The organism is Paenibacillus sp. J22R98 (assembly GCF_059383835.1).
In genome coordinates, this window is the sequence record NZ_JBXENW010000004.1 from 287,005 (window position 1) to 309,147 (window position 22,143).

Below are 22,143 nucleotides of genomic sequence, written 5' to 3' on the forward strand. Positions count from 1 at the left end.
TAACGACTGGTTATTATTTCCCCTTACTGCTTGAGAGGAGTTCTGCACCCTTGTATAACTTAATTGACGACACGCAATTGCGGTACACGACTCCCCGCAGGACATGGTTTATACTGCTTCTCAGCGCACTTGTTCTCGGCAGTTGCTTCTGGTGGATCACCAATGCCTACAGCCGGTGGCTGCATAATGAAGTGTATCACGATGCAACCGTGGAGCTGTCGGCCAATGCCTCGTCGCTAACGCTGGCTCTCGAGCGCAGGCTGCTGCTCTCGGACGGACTTAAAGCATTTGTTGATACTTCGCTGATGGACTCGCATACACTGGATGCTAACCATTTTAACAGTTTCGCCAAAAGTTTCATCGGTCCTATCCAGGGCATTCGCAATTTATCCGTCTATCCCGGCGGCATCGCTGAATACGTCTATCCGCTTAAAGGAAATGAGAACGTCATTGGGCTTGATCTCTTTAACCATTCCAATCCTGATATCCGCGAGAATGCACTGCGCACGCAGCATCTGAACGCCAAAACGATCGTCGGCCCATTCGAGCTTACACAGGGCGGGCTCGGGTTATTGTCCAGGCAGTCCATCTTCGTTGAACGTGAATTCTGGGGTTTCGTCTCCATCGTACTCGATGTACCGCCGATTCTGGAAGAGGCCGGTCTGACGAAGGTGAACAAGGGTATTAACCTGGCTGTAAAAGCCGGCAATAACGTGATCTACGGCGATACAGGGCTCTATAATCGGTCCCCGCTGCTGGAGAAGGTATATCTGGCTGAAGGCAACTGGGAGATTGCCGCTCTTCCTAATAAAGCGAAGCTAAGTGCGATTGATACGAAGGTCCAAATTATCCAGACGATTTTCCTCCTGGCCCTGATCCTGCTTATCTATTTAATTTATATTCAATTGACCCAGAAACATAAGCTGCAAGTGATGGTGAACGAACGGACGAATAACCTGACGCGCACCAATCAGCAGTTGGAAGCAACCTACGAGGAACTCATTGCTACTGAGGATGAGCTGCGAACGCAATATCGGCTGCTGGAAGGCACCGAGCGATCTCTTCGTCAGATGGCTTACCGCGATACGGTAACCGGACTCAAGAACCGGGTTTTCTTCCAAGAACGACTCGAAGAAACGATCGTATCGTCCAGCAATAAGAACCGCCGCTTCGTGCTGCTCTTCATCGATCTGGATCAATTCAAGCTCATCAACGACACGCTCGGCCATTCCTACGGCGACTTGCTGCTTAAGGAAGTCGGCGAGCGAATGACGATGCTGCTGACCAAAGGGGAATCGTTCTCGCGGATCGGCGGCGATGAATTCACGATTATTTTGCCATATCTAAAGGATATCGCGCATTTGCACCATATGGCGCAGCAGGTCGTGAACTTGTTCCAGCAGCCATTCGTCCTGCAAGGGATGGAGTACTATGTGACCGCAAGCATCGGCATCACGGTCTTCCCGGAACATAGCGAGGATGCGGAGCTGCTCATGAAATATGCGGATGCTGCGATGTACCGTGCGAAAGAAGAGGGCAAGAACAACTACCGGATTTATGACGATACGCTGAATGCCGATGTGCAGGAGAAAATTTATATCAAGAACAGCCTGCGGCGCGCGCTTGAGAATAAAGAATTCGAGATTTACTATCAACCACAGCTGGAGATTAAGACGAGAAAAATCATCGGACTTGAAGCACTCATCCGGTGGAATCATCCGAAACGGGGGCAAATATCGCCGGCCGTTTTTATTCCGATCGCGGAAGAATGCGGTTTAATTGAACCTATCGGAGAGTGGGTCCTGCGTATGGTGTGCGCGCAGAGCAAGGAGTGGCAGGACTCCGGCGCCGAGCCTATTCGGGTCGCTGTGAACTTGTCCGCCCGCCAATTCAACCAGCGGAACAAGCTGACAGAGCTCATTAAATCGATTCTGGCGGAGACCGGACTCGATCCCGCCTATCTGGAGCTGGAAATTACCGAGAACCTGGCTATGCAGGATGAGAACGCGGTAGCCTTGCAGGAGCTGCGCAATCTCAATATTACGATTTCCATCGATGATTTCGGGACGCATTACTCCTCGCTCAGCTACCTGAAGCGACTGCCAATCGACAAAATCAAGATCGACCGCTCCTTCGTAAACGGCATCTCCAAGGAGCCGAAGGATGAGGCGATCATTCTCGCGATTATGCTGATGGCAAGTCATCTGGGCTTAACGATCATCGCTGAAGGCGTTGAAACGACGGACCAGCTGTTCTTCCTGCAGCAGAACCACTGCCATGACATTCAAGGCTTCCTGTACTATCCGCCGCAGCAGGCCGATACGATTCTTCGCATTCTGAACAGCCATTCGCCGGATATCGTGCTGGCAGCAGAAAAGAAGTAAGCTGGTATGCAGTAAAAGAAAGAGCAGCTCTCAGCCGAGAGCTGCTCTTTTCGGTGTATTAGCCCGTTTGCACTGGTGTGTTGCTCTTCGAGCTACTCTTTCGCTCATTCCATCAACTTTACACTAGTGTGTTGCTCTACGAGCTACTCTTTCGCTCATTCCATCAACTTTGTGCTGGTGTGTTGCTCTATGTGCTACTCTTTCGCTCATTCCATCAACTTTGCGCTGGTGTGTTGCTCTACGAGCTACTCTTTCGCTCATTCCGTCAACTTTGCAACAGTGTGTTGCTCTACGGGCTACTCTTTCGCTCATTCCATCAACTTTGCACCGGTGTGTTGCTCTATGGGCTACTCTTTCGCTCATTTCATCAACTTTGCACTGGTGTGTTGCTCTTCGAGCTACTCTTTCGCTCATTCCATCAACTTTACACTGGTGTGTTGCTCTACGAGCTACTCTTTCGCTTATCCCGCCGATGGCTGCTAGAGCATATGCGCCGGAGCGGCGGTGTTCGCCGTCTCGACGCGGTTGCGGCCCAGATGCTTGGCGCGGTAGAGCGCTTCGTCCGCGTCCCGGAATAAGACGGCCGCATCCTGCGCCGTGTCCGGGTACCGTGCGATGCCCATCGAGAGCGTGACAGGCCTTCCAACGGGACTGTCCGTTTCTTCCATGATGGTGCGCAGATTCTGTGCGTAGACCATCGCCGTCCCCAGCCCCGTTTCCGGCAGCAGCACGACAAATTCTTCCCCGCCATATCTGCAGCAAATATGGTTATCCTCGAACTGCGCCCGCATGTTGGCAGCCAGAAACCGCAGCACTTCGTCGCCCATTTCATGGCCGTACGTGTCATTGACCTGCTTGAAATGGTCCAGATCCAGCACCATGATAACAAAAGGCATCCCATCCGCAATCCATCTGCGGATATAGAGATCCATGGTGCGCCGATTATACAGTCCGGTAAGCGGATCGGTTTGTGCCTCCTGCGACAAATGATCGAATCTGCTGCGAATTTGCCCGACGGCCAGTACGAATGCCCGGTGCATCGCATTGGCTTCGCTGTTCCAGGAATGGATGCGCGGAACCTCATCGCGTACCGATTTGTTGGTCAACAGGACAGAGGCATAATTAGAGAGCTTCGTCAGCGGCTCGGACATTTTACCGATGAGCCAATAGATGACCAGCAGCAGGAGCGCCAGAATCGGAGCCATATACAGCGCAACCCTGAGAATCGGACGCTTGGACGCTGTTAAGATGACAGCTGTCGGGGTCTGCGTGACCACGCCCCACCCGGTCTCTTTCATATAGGTATAGCTTGCCAGCATATCAACCCCGCGCGAATTGACGATCCGTTTCACGCCGCTGTGCCCAGAGAGCATCTCTGCGAAGATCGGATTCACGATATCGCGCTCCCCGATACGACTCTTATCCGGATGATACAGCATCGCGCCGGAGGCACTGACCACATAGGCGTAAGTACCATTGCCGGACTGTGCAGCATCACCAAGAATCGTATTCAGCAAATTCGTCTCATGCAGACGGATCGTGCCGCCGATGTAACCTAAATATTCACCGCCAGCCCCCCACAGCGGATGACTGACCATAATAATTAATTGATTCGCCGCGCTAATATAAGGCTCCGAAATAAGCGGTTTTCGTTCCTTCAGTGCTTGCTTGGCACCATCCGTTTCAATGGTTTTGCCTTTGAGCCCTGTCTCCGTCTCCGATGCAATGCTGATCACTTTACCGGTCTTATCGACCACAACGACTGCTTTGTACATCGGGTTCGTTTGTAGAATCAGCTTCACCTGCTCGTCCAGGTCAGGATGGTCCAGCCCGCCCTTCGCGATATGCTCGGCATTGTACTTGAGGTTCTTCTTCATCGAAGCGAACAGCTCATTGACCGTTTCGCTGATCTTAGTCGTATACATATGGTTAAGCTGGAAGTTCATCGTCATCAGCGAGTTCTTCTCATTGCGGTAGCTGATTAGCAGACTGATTCCCAGTGTAATCAGTACGGATGCAACGATGAGTACGCTAACCATGGTTCGTATCGAAAACCCCTTAGCTTGGAGCATGCACATGCCCCCTTTCAAGCTGATGTGAAATTATTCGACAAAAACCGCCAAAGTTCCTGCGTCCCGCACGCCCTCGCAAAATAAAAACCGCTCCCTGCAAAGCAGGAGAGCGGCGGCCATTCTACGTATGCGTTTTCAACTCCGGAGCTGAATCTTCTCCAGCAGCTCCTCCCGCTCCCAGCTTACGAACTGATCCTCCCAAGCTACGTGGTATAAGCCTTCCCCGGCTTCCATTACGGTACCTCTCGTGCCATCCAGCAAGAACACAACGCAATCTCCGACCTCGAACATCGTTATCACCCCAGTCTGAAAACGATTCCGTGACCACCTTTCGGATATTCCCACTTGATGTTCTGATGCGGACAGCCGATGCGGCAGCTCCCGCATTCATGACAGCCTTCATAGCCGACATGCATGCGGATCTCCTCCCATTTGTACACCTCGGCTGGACAGAAAATGGTACAGATTTTGTCCGGACAGCTCGACATGCACACCTCGGCATCGAGTACGGTCAAATGCGATTTCGTATCCGCATTAAACCGGAGTAAGTACTGTTTCTCCTCGATGGACTGCCCTTTCGCCAGATCGCTCATTTCACTTCATCACCTTCCAGGCCCGGTACATATCCCGCGCGATTTTCACCTTCTCTTTCGTCGTGCCGATATCCCGCCATATCTTCTTCTGTTTCTCCCGTTTTGAGGTGCCGTCTACCGTGAACATTTGGCTGGCCGCACGGTTCATCATCGGGATGTACTGCTCGAAGAATTGCGGGAATTTGTCAAAATGATGCGTGGAGTCTTTGTACTTCTTCAAGTCCTTCCCAACAAAGCTGCCCATCAGCGAGGCCTTGTAATGTTCGAGGAACGCCTCCGAGAAATCTCCGGCTTGCTTCGCCAGCACGACCGTCTCCGCGGCTAGGCGTCCTGACGTCATCGCCATATTGGAGCCCTCGCGATGAATGGCATTGACGAGCTGCGCCGCGTCGCCAACGACGAGCACGCCGTTGCCGACCACCTTCGGCATGGAATAGTAGCCGCCCTCCGGAATGAGGTGGGCGAGATATTCCTGTGGCTCCGCGCCTTGCACAAACGGACGAATCATCGGGTGATTCTTGACATAATCGAGTAAGTGGTGAGGCTTTAGCTTATGCTTGATCATGCCCGAAAGTAACGTGCCCACACCAAGACTGAGCGTATCCTTATTCGTGTAGAGGAATCCGGTGCCGAGAATGCCCTTCGTGGCATCGCCGAACAGTTCAATCGTGCAGCCCTGCCCTTCCTCCAAGTTAAAGCGGTCCTCGATGACCTTCTTATCCAGCTTCAAAATCTCCATCGTCGCCAGCGCCACTTCATCCGGTTTAAACTCCTTGTGGAAGCCGAGCGACTTGGCCAGCAGCGAATTCACGCCATCGGCGAGCACGACAACGTCGGCATAGAGCTGACCGTCCGGGCGGTCGGTTTGAACGCCCACGACTTTGCCGTTCTCAACAATGCAGGAGAGGACAACCGTCTCATTGATGAGCAGCGCCCCTTGCTCCACCGCTTTGCTCGCGAACCACTGATCGAACTTGGCCCTTAGCACGGTGAAATTGTTATAGGGCTCGCGTGCCCACTCCAGCCCTTTATAACCGAACGTTGTAGCCGATTCTTTATCCATCATCATGAAGCGCTGCTCCACGATGGGCCGTTCTACCGGTGCTTCCTTATAGAACTCCGGTATGATATCCTCCATCATCTGCCGATACAGCACGCCGCCCATGACGTTCTTCGAGCCGGGATACTCCCCCCTCTCGAGCAGCAGCACCTTCACGCCCGCCTTCGCCAGCTCGTAAGCGCAGGCAATTCCGGCAGGCCCCGCGCCTACGACGATACAATCAAACTTCTCAGGCATAGTTACTCTCCTTCCCAAGCGCAAGCTTGAACTGCTCGATCAGCAGCGGCACAATTTCGAAGGCATCACCTACGATGCCATAGTGGCAGGATTGGAAGATTAGCGCGCCGGGATCCTTGTTAATCGCAATAATGAGGCCGGAATTCTGCATGCCCACAATATGTTGAATCGCCCCTGAAATGCCGATGGCAAAATAAATCTTAGGCGTCACCGTCACACCGGTCTGCCCGACCTGATGATGGTGGCCGACCCAACCGGCCTCCACTACATCCCGGCTTGCACCGACTGCCGCTCCGATGACATCCGCAAACTCATGGATGAGCTGGAACCCGGCCGGGCTGCCAAGCCCCTTGCCGCCGGCGACGATAATATCCGCCTCGTCGATCCGTACCGTCTGCACGGTATTGCGCACGATCTCGAGCACCTTCGTCCGCACATCGTCTTCGTGCAGCTCGATGGACTCCTCAATAACCGTACCTTCTCGAGTTGTGTCGCGAGGAAGCGCTCGCACCACCTTCGGCCTTACCGTGGCCATTTGCGGCCGGTATTTCTTGCATAGAATCGTCGCCATGATGTTGCCGCCGAAGGCGGGGCGGCTTGCGAGCAGAAGACCTGTGTCCTCTTCCACGTCCAGCTGCGTAGTATCGGCGGTAAGGCCTGTCGGGAGGTCTGTGGCGACAGCGCTTGCCAAGTCCTTACCCGTCGACGTTGCGCCATAGAGGATAATCTCGGGCTTGTATTTCTCCGTACAGGCGAGGAGCGCCCGCATATACGTTTCGGTACGGTAATGCTTGAAAATCGGGGCGTCGTAGACATAAACCTTATCCGCTCCGTAATAGATGGCTTCCTGTGCAAGCGCGCTCACCCCATCGCCAATAATAACGCCGGCCAGCTCGGTTTTGCGTTTATCCGCCAGCTGCCTGCCCGCGCCCAGCAGCTCCCGCGCCACGGGTACGATTGCGCCGTCCTTGATCTCCATGAACACCCAAATCCCGCGGTACTCCTCGAAGCTCATGACGATTCCCCCTTCGCTTGGAACAGTTCCTTCTTCTCCAGCAGCACGCCGATCAGCTGGTTCACCTGCTCGGCAGCGGCGCCTTCCAGCATTTGTCCGCCCTGCGGTTTCTGCGGCGCCCAGACCGAAGAAACGATCGTCGGCGAGCCTTTCAGACCAAGCTGCGCCTTATCCACATCCTCCAGCTCATTTACGGACCAAATGAACGGATTATATCGGGCTGCCCGCAGCATGTTCGGCATCGTCGAGTAAGGAACCTCGTTAATGTCCTTCTCGACCGAGAATAGACAGGGCAGCGTTGAGGAGATCACCTCGTAGCCGTCCTCCAGCTTCCGATGGAGAATTGCGATGCCCTTCTCCTTGTCGATCTCGACGATCTTCTTCACCGAGGTGAGCGGCGGGATGTCGAGCCGCCGCGCGATGCCGGGTCCCACTTGGCCGGTATCGCCGTCTATCGTCATTTTTCCGCAGATAATAAGGTCGATCGGCTTTTCCTTGGCAATTTTGTTAAGCGCTTTCGTTAATGCGTAACTCGTGGCCAGCGTATCCGCTCCGGCGAAAGCCCGGTCGGAAATCATATACCCCTCATCTGCGCCAATCTCGATGCATTTGCGAATCGCTTTGACAGCCGGCGGCGGACCCATAGTAAGCACCGAAACCGTTCCCCCGTAGCGCTGCTTCAGCCGAACCGCTTCTTCAACCGCATGCGCGTCATAGGGATTCAGAATCGCCGGCGCGCTGGCACGATCCATCGTGTTGGTTTTGGGGTTCATCTTGATGATTTTCGTATCCGGCACTTGCTTAATGCAGGCGACAATATGAAGCATCCCTTCAGCACCTCTCGTCTAAATACTAAAATATATAAGAGACAGCCCCAGAAAATGCCTGTCACACAGGAAAGGCTTGAACATTATTGTTCAAGCCTTGGTGAATCCCCACCAACTACCCACGCACCCCAATGCGATCCTACATAAGCTATGTTGTGCATGAATCTCTTTGCGGCCTTCTCTCGGAGGTCTTCTTTTTTTTGTACATAACGCTTCGAAACGATGAAGAGCACCAAGATAACGCCTTGTAATCTTCGATAAAGATTACTTCGGCGCATAGATGGATTTGATATGCCGGATATTCAGTAATGTGCTTCTTCCGCCCGCACCGATGAAGTCGATGATGCCGCCGCTCACCTTCTTGATGACGCCCAATTTTGCGGATTGTCCGCCAAGATCGATAACGACCATGTTGCCTGCTTCTTCCTTGCACCGTTCCTCGAAGCTTCTTGATAGAGCAGGCGGCAGCGGCTTCATCGAAGGTGTATCTGCGCTTCGGGCGTACGGGAGATGAGAAGTCGGATAAGGAATAAGCCATTTCAAATGATGCAGCGAAACATAAACCGCGTTATAGATGGGCGAGCAGATCACCAGATAATCGTCCATAATGCCTTGCAGGAAGCCATGCATCGGCTTGCTGCCGCTGACGCAGATTTCGACGAACATGCCCTTCGCTTCCTGCAGCACCGTGAGCAGCGAAATCGAATCGGCGAGCAGCATCGCACTCGGCTCTCCTTGTTGATTATCCGCATTGTCGTCCGAAGCATCCGGATTCAAATTGTGCACATGGATCGTCGGAATATACATATACCGCTCTTGATGATAGAGAACCAAAATATCCGGACCTACATCGATTAATTTTCCCGCTAACTGTTGCTTCCCCGTCACCTCCACAATCACTTTCTCCGCAAGATAAGGTATCAATTGATTCAAGCTAGTCCCTCCTTTACATTTCTATTTGGTTTGGCTTGTCTGGTCAAAAAATCCAACCTACCCAGTACGTTAACAGGACAAGCGTGAACAGCACCGTTACCGGAATAACGAGTACAGTTATCTTTATATACTGGGTCCAATTGAATTTCACACCGCCTCTTCGGATGATATGCATCCACATAATGGTCGCCAGCGTACCAATCGGCAGCAGAAGCGAACCGATGTCACTGCCAATAACGCTGGCCAGATAAGAAACTTTGAGCGTAAGCGGATCCAGACCCATATTCGTTAGAGTCAGCGTTCCGACCATTAAAGCCGGATGGTTATTAAACAGGTTGGACATGATGCTCATCAGCACACCCATCAACACGCTGGCATGCAATAAGCTGCCGGTGACAAGCGGCTGCAAGTAAGCAATCAGCCACTCCGTTAATCCGATGTTGCGCAGTCCGTAAATGATCACGTACATGCCAAAGGCAAAGATCAAGATATACCAAGGGGTTTTCTTCAACATATCGACAGGCGGTATTTTGAGATAAATCCAGCGCCAAGCCAGCAGAAAAGCCGATCCGATGACGGCCATTACCGCAACGGGAAAATGGAGATACGAAGCAACGAACAGGCTGATACGCACACAGAAGACGAAAATAAGCACGTTGCGCATAAACTTGCTGTTGTAGCTCTTCTTAGGTGTGTCCCCTTTGAGCGGATGGCTGCCGGGCGTCGATTTCCACGGCTGAATTTCAGGCAGCTTCTTCGGAAGCGTTCGGTAGAAGATTACAAACAAGAGAAGAGACATGAACGCCAGCCCAATGATTGCCGGCACGAACATCATTGCCGTTTGCATGTAAAGGTCCATATGCACAATCTTGAGCGCGATCAGATTGACGATGTTGCTTACCCCGATGGGAGCGCTGGAGGCTGTTGCGATCAGAGCACCTGAGAGGAGATAAGGTATTTTCTGATGGTTTTTGAGCCCCATATTCTTGAGCAGCATCAACAGAATCGGTGTAGTAATCAGAATACTGCCGTCATTATTGACGAAGAGTGTCATGAGGAAACAGAACAAATTCGTAAGCCAAAAGAGACGAATACCGGAACCTCGCGCCTTTCGGGTTAGGATTTCGGCAGCCCAGTTGAAGAACCCGAAGCTCTCCAGCACGATAGCCATGACGATGGTCGCTATGATGGTAATTGCGGCGCCATAGATCGTTTCCGTGATACTCCCTAAGTCTCCAAGTGAAACTGTACCCGTAAGCATAACGATAAACGCACCAACCGATGCCGGAATCGCTTCATTCACGTTCGGACGCCAGAACATAAAGCCGATGGTTAGGAAGAACGTACAAACTGTAATGATTGCCATTATGTCGTGCATGTCTTTACCTCTCTTCAAGAAATCGTTTCTCTAGTCTTTCATTCTCCTTTCGAGCCGAATAGAAACGCCATTGCTCGCGATGCTATTTTCATAGATTCCTCCTCTGCATGCCCGTAACTGCAGCGCTGTACTGTATATATATGTACAAGGCAGATGGCTCGTACTGGACAATACCCCCGAATCTATGAAAACCATCTCCTATCAACACTTGATAGATATCTCTGAATGGCAGATGCCGGGAATAGATAATTGCCCATCGCCTAGCGTCATCGACGCATGACTTCGGAGTAAGCCAGCCTCGGGCTGAATGAACAGCAAAAAAGGCGGTGCAGGTAAAATTCCTGCTCCGCCTTTTTGTTTGGTTTGTATTTGCTACACTTGCTAAACCATGTAGATCTCTGGGCAAGCTTCTTGCTCCTTATTCGCTGCTTTCGCTGCCATGTAGATCTCTAGGTGTGCTTCTTTCTCCATATTCAGTGCTTTTTCAGCCATGTAGATCTCTGGGGGAGCTATTTGTGTTGCTCTGGATGCTACTCTTTGCTCAATCCCACTACTTTTCAGCCAATGTGTTGCTCTAGGCGCTACTCTTTACTCGATTCCACCGCTTTTCCGCGTATGTGTTGCTCTGGATGCTACTCCTTACGCGATCCCACCATTTTTCAGCCAATGTGTTGCTCTAGGAGAGTCTTTTGTGCATATGCGGAACCGTTACCGAGAAGCCCCTTAAGAACGGTCCAACCTGCGAAACTTCGGAAAATGAATCGTCACCGCGGTATACACGCCTTCCTCCGACGCGATCGACACCTCATGTCCGAGCTTCGCGGCCAGCTGCTTGACCAGGTACAGCCCCATCCCTGTCGACTTCGTATGACTGCGCCCATTCGAGCCTGTGAACCCTTTATCGAACACGCGATGCACTTCCTCGGGCCGGATGCCAATCCCGGTATCGCGAATGACCAGCCTTCTCTCTCTGCTGCCTTCCTCGCAGAACGCTGCCACTTCCCCGCCCTCAGCGGTGTACTGCAGCGCATTGGCCATGATCTGATCGATCATGAACGCCAGCCACTTGCTGTCACTGGCGACGAACATTTCATCGCTCGGCGCGAGCAGAAACCGGATGCGCTTCGTAATGAAGAGCTTCGCGTATTTTTTCACGCTTCCTTTTACAACTGCCGAAATGCCGATTTCGTTTATAAAATAATCCTTGGAGAACGAGTCAATCCGCGAATAGTACAGCGCCTGTTCGACATAGCTGTCGATTTTGTTGATCTCATCCTCCAGCTTATCGACCAGCTCATCGACCGGCTTATCCTCACTGCCCGACAGCAGCAGCTTGCTTGCGGTAATGGGCAGCTTCACCTCGTGGATCCAGGACATGACAAAATCCTGATGATCCTTCATTTCCAGCTGCACCTGCTGAAGACGCTTGACGTAGGTCTCCTGCTGGCTGCGAAGAAGCGCGAAGTAAAGCGATTGCGCTTCATTTTGCGGATCCGGCAGTGCTTCGAATCGTTCCAGTTCGCCGCTATGGATCAGCTCCGACAGCTCCCTGTAGAACGAACGCCGATAATAGTAGCCTGCCACGACATAGATGATGGCGAACACGAGGCAGCTTCCATCGATGTAGACCACGTCGCTCCAACCGTTGCCGCTGACGATCAGCATGACAGTCACAAACAGCAGCACGACCGCAAACCAGCTTAAATAATAACGCTTGTCCTTCAAATAAGAGAGAAAGGTCATTCGATCATGTACCCCTGCCCTTTCCGGGTCGCTATGAAGTCTTCTCGGCCGAGTTCAGCCAGCTTCTTGCGCAGTCTCACGATATTGACGGTCAGCGTATTGTCGTCAACGAAGCTTTCGTCCTCCCACAAACTGCGCATCAGCTTCGTTCGGCTGACTATGGACCCTTTCTGCCGCATCAGCAGGCTCATAATGACGAATTCCGTCTTCGTCAGCTCCGCCTTCCGCTCGCCTTGATACAGGGCTCCGTCCTTCAAATTCAGGACAATGCCGCCATGCTCGATGGCGCTCGTTTGTGCGTCCATGTAGGTATACGTTCTGCGCAGCAGCGCGTTAATCTTAGCAATGAGCACATCGGGGTGAAACGGCTTCTGGATAAAATCATCCCCGCCCATATTCATGGACATAATCATATCCATAGGGGTATTGCGCGAGGAAATAAAGAGGATAGGCACCTTCGACACGGCGCGGATTTCGCTGCACCAGTAGAAGCCATCGAAGACCGGCAAATTAATATCGAGCAGCACAAGATGCGGCTCCTCGCGGGCAAACCGCCCCATGACGTCTTGGAAATCGACGATAGCCGCTGTCTCGAACCCCCACTTGTTCAGCGACTCGCAGATCATCTCCCGTATGGTTGCGTCATCCTCGACGATCATGATTTTCAACGTAGCCTTCGCTCCCTGCAATGGTTTCTTCCTTCATGTTACCTTCGGCCCGAATAGGAAGCAACCAACCTGACAATTCTGTAAGGTTCCCGGCGGAAGCTGTAAGCTTAAGCTAGGATTGATTCCTGTACAATGGAGCTATACCTGGTGCGATGAGCGCCTAATGGAGAGGACAACGGACAATGAAGACCATTCTGGAAGCAACAGCGATTCGTAAAGTGTACGGTGCCAAGAGCAACATCTACACGGCGCTGCAAAATATTGATTTAACGGTCCAAGAGGGCGAGTTCGTCGGCATAATGGGTCCATCCGGTTCAGGCAAAACAACGCTGCTGAATCTGCTGGCCACGATTGATCAGCCCACCTCGGGCGATATCGTCATCGATGGACAGTCGATTCTGCGGATGAATGAGGCGCAGCTATCGGCGTTTCGCCGCAGCAAGCTCGGTTTTATTTTTCAAGATTTCAATCTGCTTGATACGCTGACGGTGAGGGAGAATATTATATTGCCGCTAGCTCTGTCTAAGGCGAATGCCGCAGATATGGAGCGCCGTGCCGAGGAGGCAGCCGCCACCTTCGGAATTAGAGCGATCCTCGATAAGTATCCGTATCACATCTCCGGCGGTCAGAAGCAGCGGACCGCCGCCGCCCGCGCGATGATTACGCGGCCAAGCTTGCTGCTAGCGGATGAACCGACCGGCTCACTGGATTCGAAATCGGCGGCTGATTTGCTGGATAGTCTGAAAGGGCTGAATGAACAAGACCCCGCGACGATTCTCATGGTGACGCATGATGCGTTTGCCGCGAGCTACTGCAAACGGGTTATTTTTATAAAGGATGGGACGTTATTTACAGAGCTGGCACGCGGATCGATGCCTCGCAGTCAGTTCTTCAAGAAGGTGCTTGATGTGCTGGCCGTGCTTGGAGGTGGCTCCGGTGACCTTGTTTAGTTTGGTCAAGAAGAACCTGCTTGGGAATGCGCGCAGCTATTTGCTCTATTTCATCTCCCTGGTCTTAAGCGTCGTTATCTACTTTACGTTCGTTTCTCTCATGTACAGCAGTGAAACCCAGGCTTCAATGGAGCTTCAGGGGGGCATTGACAACATCTTTCTGGGTGCCTCTGTTCTGCTTATTGTGTTCGTAGCTGTGTTCATCTGGTATTCAAACGGCTTCTTTACGAAGCGGCGAAAAAAAGAGGTCGGGCTATACACGCTGCTGGGCGTCCGCAAGCGGACCGTTGGGCAGCTGCTCTTTTACGAGAATCTCATGCTTGGCGCAGCCGCGCTTGCCGCAGGTATCCTGCTCGGGACGCTGCTCTCCAAGATGTTCACGATGATCTTCCTTAAGCTGCTCGACTCCGCCGTGGACGTCAGTTTTCATTTCTCCGGCGCAGCGACGGTCAACACCATCATCGTCTTTATGATTCTTATCCTGCTCGTGTCTGTACGAGCCTATCGCCTTGTCTATCGGTTTCAATTGATCGAGCTGTTTCAGGCCGAGAAAGAAGGCGAACATGCCCCGCGCACTTCGCTGGTTGCTGCAATAGCAGCAGCATTATTGCTGGCCGGCAGCTATTGGATCGTATTTGAGTCGATCACGACCACCGCGGAGATGGGGCGAAATTTACTCCTGTTCGTAGTTGGCCTCATTGCCGGTACCTACCTGCTGTTTCGTTCCGGCATCGTTCGGCTGCTGCAACTCGCAAAGCGCAACAAATCCCGCTACTACGCAGGGATGAACCTCGTTGCTGTCTCGCAGCTTGTGTACCGGATGAAAGGCAATACGCGCACGCTGACCATGATAGCTCTGCTGAGCGCCATGACACTAAGCGCCGTCAGCACGGGGTACATCATGTATACGGGCAACGGACAAGCAGCTGAGGAAGCAGCGCCTTTCAGCTATAGCTGGATCAGCCGCGCAGAGCTCAGTAAACCGGCGACCGCACTCATCGCGGCCGACAAGGAGCATCCGGTTACGGCCCATATGCAGCTTCCGGTCATCCGCCTTCATGCGGATTTCTCCAAGCTTGCCTATATTCCCGGCGGCTTTGAGGCTACGGAGATGCCGATCAAGGTGATGTCCGCCAGCGCGTATAATGCCGCTGCCGAAGCACTTGGCTTCCCGGCGGCCGCTGCCTCGCTGAGCGATGATGAGGCGGCAATCGTTCGCCCGCGCTATACGTCAGATCTTGCTCCATCAAGCTTCATTGGGCCAACGACATTGCAGACCGCAGGGCAAGACAACCAAGGAACGGGGACCACGCTCGAATTGTCGAAGCTCCTGGATCATCATGTGCTGCGCTGGAGCTACCCCGATCTCACGCTTATTGTGAGCGACAACCGGTTTGCTGAGCTGGCGAAGATCACCACGCCTATCTCTTACGAGGTCTACAAGGTGAAAGGTGAACGCCAGACCGGCGAGACAACCAAAGCATTGCTGGCACTTGCCGTTCCCCGGAGCGATGCGGATGCTGAAGCCCATGTAACCGCGGATGATGATAGCGAGATGTCTCCGTTTTATACGGTTTATCGGGAAGGGCTGGAGGGAAGCGGTCTCATCCTGTTTATACTCGGTTTCCTTGGCCTCGTCTTCCTGGCAGCTACAGGCAGCATTATCTATTTCAAGCAGCTGACAGAGGCCTATGCAGACCGCGAACGTTACGCCATACTACGCAACATCGGCGTTAGCCGGCATGAAATTCGCCGAACGGTCGCGGTTCAAACGCTGTTTATCTTCGCCTTGCCGCTCATCGTCGGCATTGCTCACAGCGCTATGATTCTGAAGGTGCTTGCAAGCATCAATCTCATCGCGGCCAGCTGGACTGCGGTCGGCACCATGGCAGCTTACATCGTTATATATGCTTTGTATTACGTGTTCACGGTTGCATCCGTGAATCGGATTGTAAACAGCCGCAGCAGCTAGCAAAAAGCCCGCTCCTCGAATAACGAAGAGCGGGCTTTGCTGTATGCCTGTGCCTGTGGTGTTCCGGTTTATTTCATAAAGCCTACGAATTGCAGCCAACGCTTCAGCACAACCGCCGCTTCTGCACGGGTTGCATTGGCTTTCGGTGCGAATGCTCCTTCATGATTGCCTTGAAGAATGCCTGCGCCTGCAGCTTGTGCCACAGCATCCTGAGCCCAGCCTGCAATGCTGCCTTTGTCTGTGAAGGTGAGCGACGCTTCAGCGGTTGATTTGCCCGCGAACTTCAGCGCGCCGGCCAGCATGACAGCCATTTCTTCGCGCGTAATCGTTGCGTTCGGAGCAAAGCTATCCTTGCTGCGTCCGGAAACGATGCCTGCTTCCACAACGGCATGAACCGCGCTTGCGTACCACTTGTCAGCAGGCACGTCTGCAAACGCAGTAGCCGTATCCGCCATTTCAAGACCGAGTGCTCTTGCCAGCATCGCGGCAAACTCCGCGCGCGTAACTGTGCTGCTTGGCGAGAATGTGTTTGTGGAAGTGCCCTTCACAAGCAGCGCTGAAGCGAGCAGCTCGATTTCTTTCTTCGCCCAGTGTGTGTTCACATCGGCGAATGTTTTGGGCGATACTTGAACGATCCCGTAGAAGCTTGCATGAGGAGCCTTAATGACGGCTTCTACAGTGCCTTTGTCATTCGTTACCGTTGCCGGGATGAAGGATAACTCGCCTGTAGCAGGATCAATGAGTACGGCCATAAACGCCTTGCCTGTGCCTTGACCTTCTACAACGATTGTTCTTGTTACATAAGTGCTGCCGAAGCTTGTGATCTCTTCGGATTTACCGCCTGCGGTTGCAGTCACGGTAAAGTTAACGACGCCGACAACATTCATGTTGTTCGCTTTCGCGCTGTCGGTAATATGCTGCTGTTGCTCCGTTGTAGGGGCAGTCATCGAAATCGATACCGTCATGCTGCTTAGATCGGAACCAAGCGATTGCGCAAGCCCTTTAAAGTCAACCGAGTTGATCGGCAAATTGAAGCTTCCGTTATTGGTCTCTACAGAGATAACCGCGTTTGGACTCGATTCTACCGCATCAGCAAGCACGCTTGCCGGCAATTTGAAATCGATATTATCTGCCGCTTGGTCGAGATGGATGACGATCGTTTGTTCCGAAGCGTCTTTGCCTTTCATCGATTCGAACGCCTTCGTAAGATCCTCGGCATCCGGCGTAACCGTTATACTCGTTTTACCATCCGGCGTTGTGCCCGACTTGATCTCATCGGCACCCGGCGTTAGAACAATGCCGTTGTCGCCTTCGGTTACAGGGTTATCCGGTGGCGTAGGTGCGCCTGGGCCTGAACCTCCCGGAACGTACGGTGCCGGTGTCGTCAGTTTGACGATATTGGATGAACCTTCGTTCGGCCCGCCTGTTACTACAATTCTGAATTGATACGCTGCCCCTGGAGTCAACCCCGTTACCTTCCCTATTGCAGCGTCGGGAGCAAGCCCTTCCGTTGTTTCGGATTTCGACCATGTTGCGCCATCATCGCTCGATTGCTCAATAGCAATCTCCGACGCCTCCAATGCAGCGCTCCACTCGAACTCCGCCTCCGTCTCACTTGCTGCTTTATTCGTGAAATCGTTGAGCGGCCCAGCTTCAGTCGTTACATCCACAATATTGGATATCCCAGCATTCGGACCGCCTGTTACAACGATTCTGAACTTATGCGCTTTACCTGCTTGCAAGCCCGTTATCCTCGCTGAAGTAGCGTCCAGCGCGAGCGGTTCAGTCGTTTTCGCCGCTTTCCAAGTAACGCCATCATTGCTCGATTGATCGATCGAGATCGCCGATGCTCCCGTTACAGCACTCCATTCGAATTCAGCCTCGTACTGCGCAGATGATTTATTCGTTAGGTCGCTAATTGGTGTAGTAGCCGCCAGTTGATCGACAAAGTCCTGTATACCTTTACCCTCGCTGGTTTCCTGCGGTGTTCCCACTGCCTCCGAGTCCGCTTCCAGGAAGTTCTTGTCGATAAACGCCAGATCCATCCCGTCAACGAGTCCATCCTGGTTTACGTCTTCCGCAGGGATATTCGTATCGGAACGCTTGTAGGCTTGAGCAGCCACCAACTGCGCATCTAGAATATCGATCATATGGTCGCCGTTCACATCCCCGGCAAGGCTGAGCGCATTGTTGATAACGGCGTTCATCCCAACTGGTTCATCAAACATCGTTCTTCCGATTTTCACTGATGTATGGCTTGTTAAATGCCCTGGAATCACGGTAGTAAATGCAATCTCATTCTCGCTGAGCGGGAGGTTATCGAACGTAAATCTGCCGTTTGCTGCAACGGTCGCTTTATAGGACGCACCGTCAACATTCGCAGAAACTTGAGCTCCAATCACACTGTAGTCTTTTGGATAATTCAAGTAGCCATAATCACCTTGGAAGGTCATGAACGCCTCAGGATAGATATCGCCTTCCACAATGGAATGTTTAGGCAGTACTTTAAAGCTGTTAATCTGATTGAAAACAGGAATTTCAGTTGCTGCTTCCTCGCCTGCTTTCGTGTAATAAAATTTCTCGATATTCTGTTCAATGTTCATCTTATCGAGTCCGGTAAAATTCTTATCATCCACTAATTTGAAGGTCACATCAAGAAATGGCATATCGCCGTCAAACCCTTCTGTTTGACCCTTTAAGGAAGCGCCGACGGTGACTAAATCCTTGGAAGTCCACACCGGATCGCCCTTCAGGATTGGTTCATCCAGCTTGACGGTAACGCCGGCATCATCGGCCATAGCCTTGAACGCATCGTTTACTTTGACATCTACAAATTCAAAGAATTTATAATAACTTACATCATATTTGCCTGCGATCAAGTCTTCTACATTGTTTAGGTTGAGTGTCATTGTGATCTCATCCCCCAGGGCCACACGATCCTTATCATAATCAGGCACGACATACGGAGATCCAGCTTTAATAAAACCATAGTGCTGGAAATCAGCGATCAAGTAACCGTTCGTCGCCAAATCGATCGGGAACAGCGTCAGTGTCATCGGCCGATCCTTTTTCGTTTCCGGATCGATTAGATCGCCGCGCGTAACACCGAATTTCACATCGCCGTTCGCCTCCACCTTGAATTCACCATCGATCTCTGAAATCTGATCTTGGTAATAGAAGAGATGATTAGCGGATTGCGTGATGCCGAGCGGCGTCAGCTTTGCCGTTCCCTCGTCGAACAGATTGGCATGAATCCAAATCGCTTCATGGCTCGTTCCTTCCAATGATTCCGTCGTGAACATGGAGTCATCGACTTCATATACGCCTGGCGCATAATCATTGAACGTAAGCATAGGACGTTTATTATCAATAATAAACATGGACTCTTTCGTGAAGGTACGGCCCTCTGCATCCTTCGCAATCATTTGCAGCGTATATTCGCCTTCCTTCAAAAGTTCGGGCTGCGTCGATATATGGTTGTCTGCAGGCTCCCCAATATAGGGGTAAAACCATTCGCCTACTTGAATCCAGAGCAGCTCATCGAGAGGAGCATCGACTGCATCTCTGGGCACTGGAGCAAAACTGCCGATCGGATTTCCGTCTTTATCCATAATCACTGTTTCGATCGATTGCATAGCGCTGTTCAGCTGGAACATCATAAATTTCATTCCGTCTTGCTCCGGGTGGCTAACCGCCGGATACTCCGACATAAACGCCGGATTAAACAGATACATATAGTCAATACCCGGCTCCACGACGCGAATTGCAAATGGAACCTGATACTTCTCATCAGCCTTCTCTGCATTAGTAAGGTGGACATAGCCCTCATATCTGCCATTCGCCGCAGTCGACGGAACGACAACAGTGACTGGCAATGTTACCGATTCGCCGGCAGGGACCATAATGGAATCGACGCCGCCCACATCCACCGTAACGTTGTTGTCAGTCGCACTCACGCTGCCACCTGCGAAGAACTCAGCAGCGAACGTAAATGTTTTATCGGTTGCACTATGATTCGCGATGGTCATATTTCTGCTTTCGCCAATATCCGTGAACTTCGCGTGATTGCCGTAGGAAATCGAACCCGTAGGGTTGTCAATTGTAACCGGCATACCCGTCTGATCGAGCGTCTGGACTTTGTTCAACACCGTAATGGACACGTCCGCATTCACGGCTTCCTTCACATCGACTTCGCCTGCGCCGGCTTGATAAACGGAGTAATCGCCGTTCAGATCGTCGGCCGTATTCATCAGCGCTGCTCGAACATCGAACGGCGTATAATCCGGATGCTGCTGCAAGATCAGCGCTGCGATACCCGCTACATGCGGCGTTGCCATCGATGTGCCGGAGATTCGCGCATAAGCATGCGAGTAGTCAATGCCTTCTTCCTTGCTGTGAATATACTCCGGGTAAGTGGAATAGACATTCACGCCTGGTCCAACAACATCCGGTTTGATATCATAGCTGCCGTTAACCGGGCCCACTCCGCTGAAACCAGCTAGATGGCCGCCTTCTGTAACAGTGCTTCCCATGGAGCTGAACGACACTTTCGGAGCTGCCATTCCTTTCAAGGCCTCACCATTTGCTTGGGTGGTTCCGAAGGTAGGGATTAAGCCAGATCCATCGCCAACAAACGGAATATCGCCATCTACGTTATTCGACATGATCGCGGCAATAGCGCCTGCTTTCGCTGCATTTTCTACTTTGGTTTGAAGCGGAAGCGTTCCGCGCTGAATGAAAGCGACTTTACCCGTAAGGTCCTTGCCTTCGAAGTCAGCCGTATCCGCTAACCCTACATCTACGATCTCGAAAGGTTGTTCCGTGTTCAACAAGCCTTCCATCGAGGAATAGTTGTATGCAATAACATGCATCTCATCCAGTGCAATCGAACCGGATGCATCCGACACGCTGCCCGTCATGGTCTTCAGCGCAATCGCAAAATCGCTTGCACCTACCGTAATGCCGAGCGGCGACGTACCAGGGGAGGTTACCGTTTTCTCATCCGGTCCCGCATTCCCTGCCGCTACCGCGCATACCACGCCAAGCAGCGTAGCGTTATTGATCGAGACAGCCTCGGCCATGAGCGGGTCATTAACCATAACCCCAAGAGAAAGATTGATGACATCCATGCCATCCTGAACGGCTTTATCAATCCCCGCCATGATCTGACTCTCCGTGCCGGAGCCGTACGGGCCCAAGACGCGGTACACGTACAAGTCCGCCTCAGGCGCTACGCCAAGTGTCGGAGCGTCGGTTGCGCTGTTCTCGGCGCGTCCAACGATTGTTCCCGATACGTGCGTGCCGTGAGACGTATAGTAGGTTCCGCCTCCCTGATCCTCCGTTTCGCCGGATGCTTGCCAATCCTTGTACGTGGTTTCCATCGGGTCCGCATCGTTATCGATGGCGTCCCAGCCTTTTACGGAAGACGGATCAATCGTCTTCGGATCCACGCCTTCTTGCGCGCGGTAGCCTTTGTAGGCATGCGTCAAATCCGGATGATTATAGTCGATGCCCGTGTCAAGTACGCCTACTTTAATCCCTTGGCCTTTAATGCCCTGCGCATGCAAGTCATTAATGCCATCCAGCGGAATCGAGTTATCGGTGGACGGCGCATCGGATTGCGGTGCGGCTTCTGCACCGGTTAGCAGTTCCATCTCTTTCGGATCCAGCTGTACGACATTGTCCTTATAAATCGTTTTAACGACGCCTGAACGAAGCAGGCTTTCAATATCCTTGCCAGGCAGCGTCATTGCCACGCCGTTAAAAGCATGACGATATTCTCTGGTGATCGTTATTTCTTCAGCTTCAAAGGTAGAAGGACCCTGCTCGGCCGCTTTCTTCTCTACCAATTGCTGCACATAGCTTTTGAACGTCGCATGGTCGTCTTCAGCCTCTTCAAACGCTTCGTTGGGGGAAATGGTTACGCCTTCAGAAGATTGTTTGAGCAATTCAACCTGTGCCGGCGCCTGCTTAAACTCGATGATTACCGGCACGGAGGCCGAGCTCTTGAGGTCCAGATCAGGTGAAATGACAGGACGCTTGAAGTCTAGCTGTTTCAATGCGCTCTTTTGTGCCGGTGAGAGATTGTAGTTGGAAGGACTAGCGTCCTGAAAGGGACTCGCTGCATAGACGTTAAAAGGAAGGGCAAGCGACAATAGCATACTGCCGACAATAACTTTCGAAACAAGCTTATTTCTGCTGCTTTTCTGCATACCGACTCTCCTTCAAGTAGAAAAAATAATAGAATAGAGCAACTCTATTATGTAAATCTACTTGCAATCCCACCAACCGACAATGGGGGGAATTTCGGC

At 52.1% G+C, this 22,143-nt stretch carries 14 protein-coding genes; 3 read left to right on the top strand and 11 right to left on the bottom strand.

Translation table 11 applies throughout. The features are described 5' to 3' along the window. Positions 1-50: 50 nt before the first annotated feature. Positions 51-2,384, top strand: coding sequence for a bifunctional diguanylate cyclase/phosphodiesterase (locus tag AC50Y3_RS14630; RefSeq protein ID WP_494819457.1), 2,334 nt, complete (start codon positions 51-53; stop codon positions 2,382-2,384). A 479-nt stretch (positions 2,385-2,863) separates the two neighbouring features. On the opposite strand, the gene AC50Y3_RS14635 is transcribed toward AC50Y3_RS14630, so the two are convergent. The 10 genes from AC50Y3_RS14635 to AC50Y3_RS14680 all read right to left on the bottom strand — a co-directional run bounded on the left by AC50Y3_RS14635 (position 2,864) and on the right by AC50Y3_RS14680 (position 12,910). Then, positions 2,864-4,456, bottom strand: coding sequence for a sensor domain-containing diguanylate cyclase (locus tag AC50Y3_RS14635; protein WP_494819458.1), 1,593 nt, complete (start codon positions 4,454-4,456; stop codon positions 2,864-2,866). A 135-nt stretch (positions 4,457-4,591) separates the two neighbouring features. After that, on the bottom strand, positions 4,592-4,747 hold the full coding sequence (locus AC50Y3_RS14640) for a hypothetical protein (protein WP_177246116.1): 156 nt from the start codon (positions 4,745-4,747) through the stop codon (positions 4,592-4,594). Between the two features lie 5 nt (positions 4,748-4,752). Continuing rightward, positions 4,753-5,049 (bottom strand): ferredoxin family protein, encoded by a 297-nt coding sequence (locus AC50Y3_RS14645; protein ID WP_090980218.1) that lies wholly within the window; start codon positions 5,047-5,049, stop codon positions 4,753-4,755. 1 nt (position 5,050) lies between these two features. Next, entirely contained in the window at positions 5,051-6,346 is a 1,296-nt protein-coding gene (locus tag AC50Y3_RS14650; RefSeq protein WP_494819459.1) for an FAD-dependent oxidoreductase, read from the bottom strand. After that, the gene (locus tag AC50Y3_RS14655) at positions 6,339-7,361 is read right to left on the bottom strand and encodes an electron transfer flavoprotein subunit alpha/FixB family protein (RefSeq protein ID WP_494819460.1); all 1,023 of its coding nucleotides are present in this window, start codon (positions 7,359-7,361) and stop codon (positions 6,339-6,341) included. Before AC50Y3_RS14655 ends, AC50Y3_RS14650 begins: the two co-directional genes overlap by 8 nt. Beyond that, a complete protein-coding gene (locus AC50Y3_RS14660; protein WP_494819461.1) occupies positions 7,358-8,188 on the bottom strand; it encodes an electron transfer flavoprotein subunit beta/FixA family protein in 831 nt (276 codons plus the stop codon). The genes AC50Y3_RS14655 and AC50Y3_RS14660 overlap by 4 nt, the downstream gene beginning before the upstream one ends. A 264-nt stretch (positions 8,189-8,452) precedes the next feature. Beyond that, complete coding sequence (locus tag AC50Y3_RS14665) at positions 8,453-9,121, bottom strand: DUF2642 domain-containing protein (protein WP_494819462.1); 669 nt, start codon at positions 9,119-9,121, stop codon at positions 8,453-8,455. A 43-nt stretch (positions 9,122-9,164) separates the two neighbouring features. After that, positions 9,165-10,499 (bottom strand): arsenic transporter, encoded by a 1,335-nt coding sequence (locus tag AC50Y3_RS14670; RefSeq protein WP_494819463.1) that lies wholly within the window; start codon positions 10,497-10,499, stop codon positions 9,165-9,167. A 723-nt stretch (positions 10,500-11,222) separates the two neighbouring features. Then, positions 11,223-12,242, bottom strand: coding sequence for a sensor histidine kinase (locus AC50Y3_RS14675; protein ID WP_494819464.1), 1,020 nt, complete (start codon positions 12,240-12,242; stop codon positions 11,223-11,225). After that, complete coding sequence (locus AC50Y3_RS14680; RefSeq protein WP_494819465.1) at positions 12,239-12,910, bottom strand: response regulator transcription factor; 672 nt, start codon at positions 12,908-12,910, stop codon at positions 12,239-12,241. Before AC50Y3_RS14680 ends, AC50Y3_RS14675 begins: the two co-directional genes overlap by 4 nt. Positions 12,911-13,092: 182 nt before the next feature. Here AC50Y3_RS14680 and AC50Y3_RS14685 point away from each other — a divergent pair, with 182 nt between their 5' ends. Continuing rightward, on the top strand, positions 13,093-13,860 hold the full coding sequence (locus tag AC50Y3_RS14685) for an ABC transporter ATP-binding protein (RefSeq protein ID WP_494819466.1): 768 nt from the start codon (positions 13,093-13,095) through the stop codon (positions 13,858-13,860). Then, positions 13,847-15,832, top strand: coding sequence for an FtsX-like permease family protein (locus AC50Y3_RS14690; RefSeq protein WP_494819467.1), 1,986 nt, complete (start codon positions 13,847-13,849; stop codon positions 15,830-15,832). The genes AC50Y3_RS14685 and AC50Y3_RS14690 overlap by 14 nt, the downstream gene beginning before the upstream one ends. 68 nt (positions 15,833-15,900) lie before the next feature. On the opposite strand, the gene AC50Y3_RS14695 is transcribed toward AC50Y3_RS14690, so the two are convergent. Beyond that, positions 15,901-22,044, bottom strand: coding sequence for a S8 family serine peptidase (locus tag AC50Y3_RS14695; protein WP_494819468.1), 6,144 nt, complete (start codon positions 22,042-22,044; stop codon positions 15,901-15,903). Between the last annotated feature and the right edge of the window lie 99 nt (positions 22,045-22,143).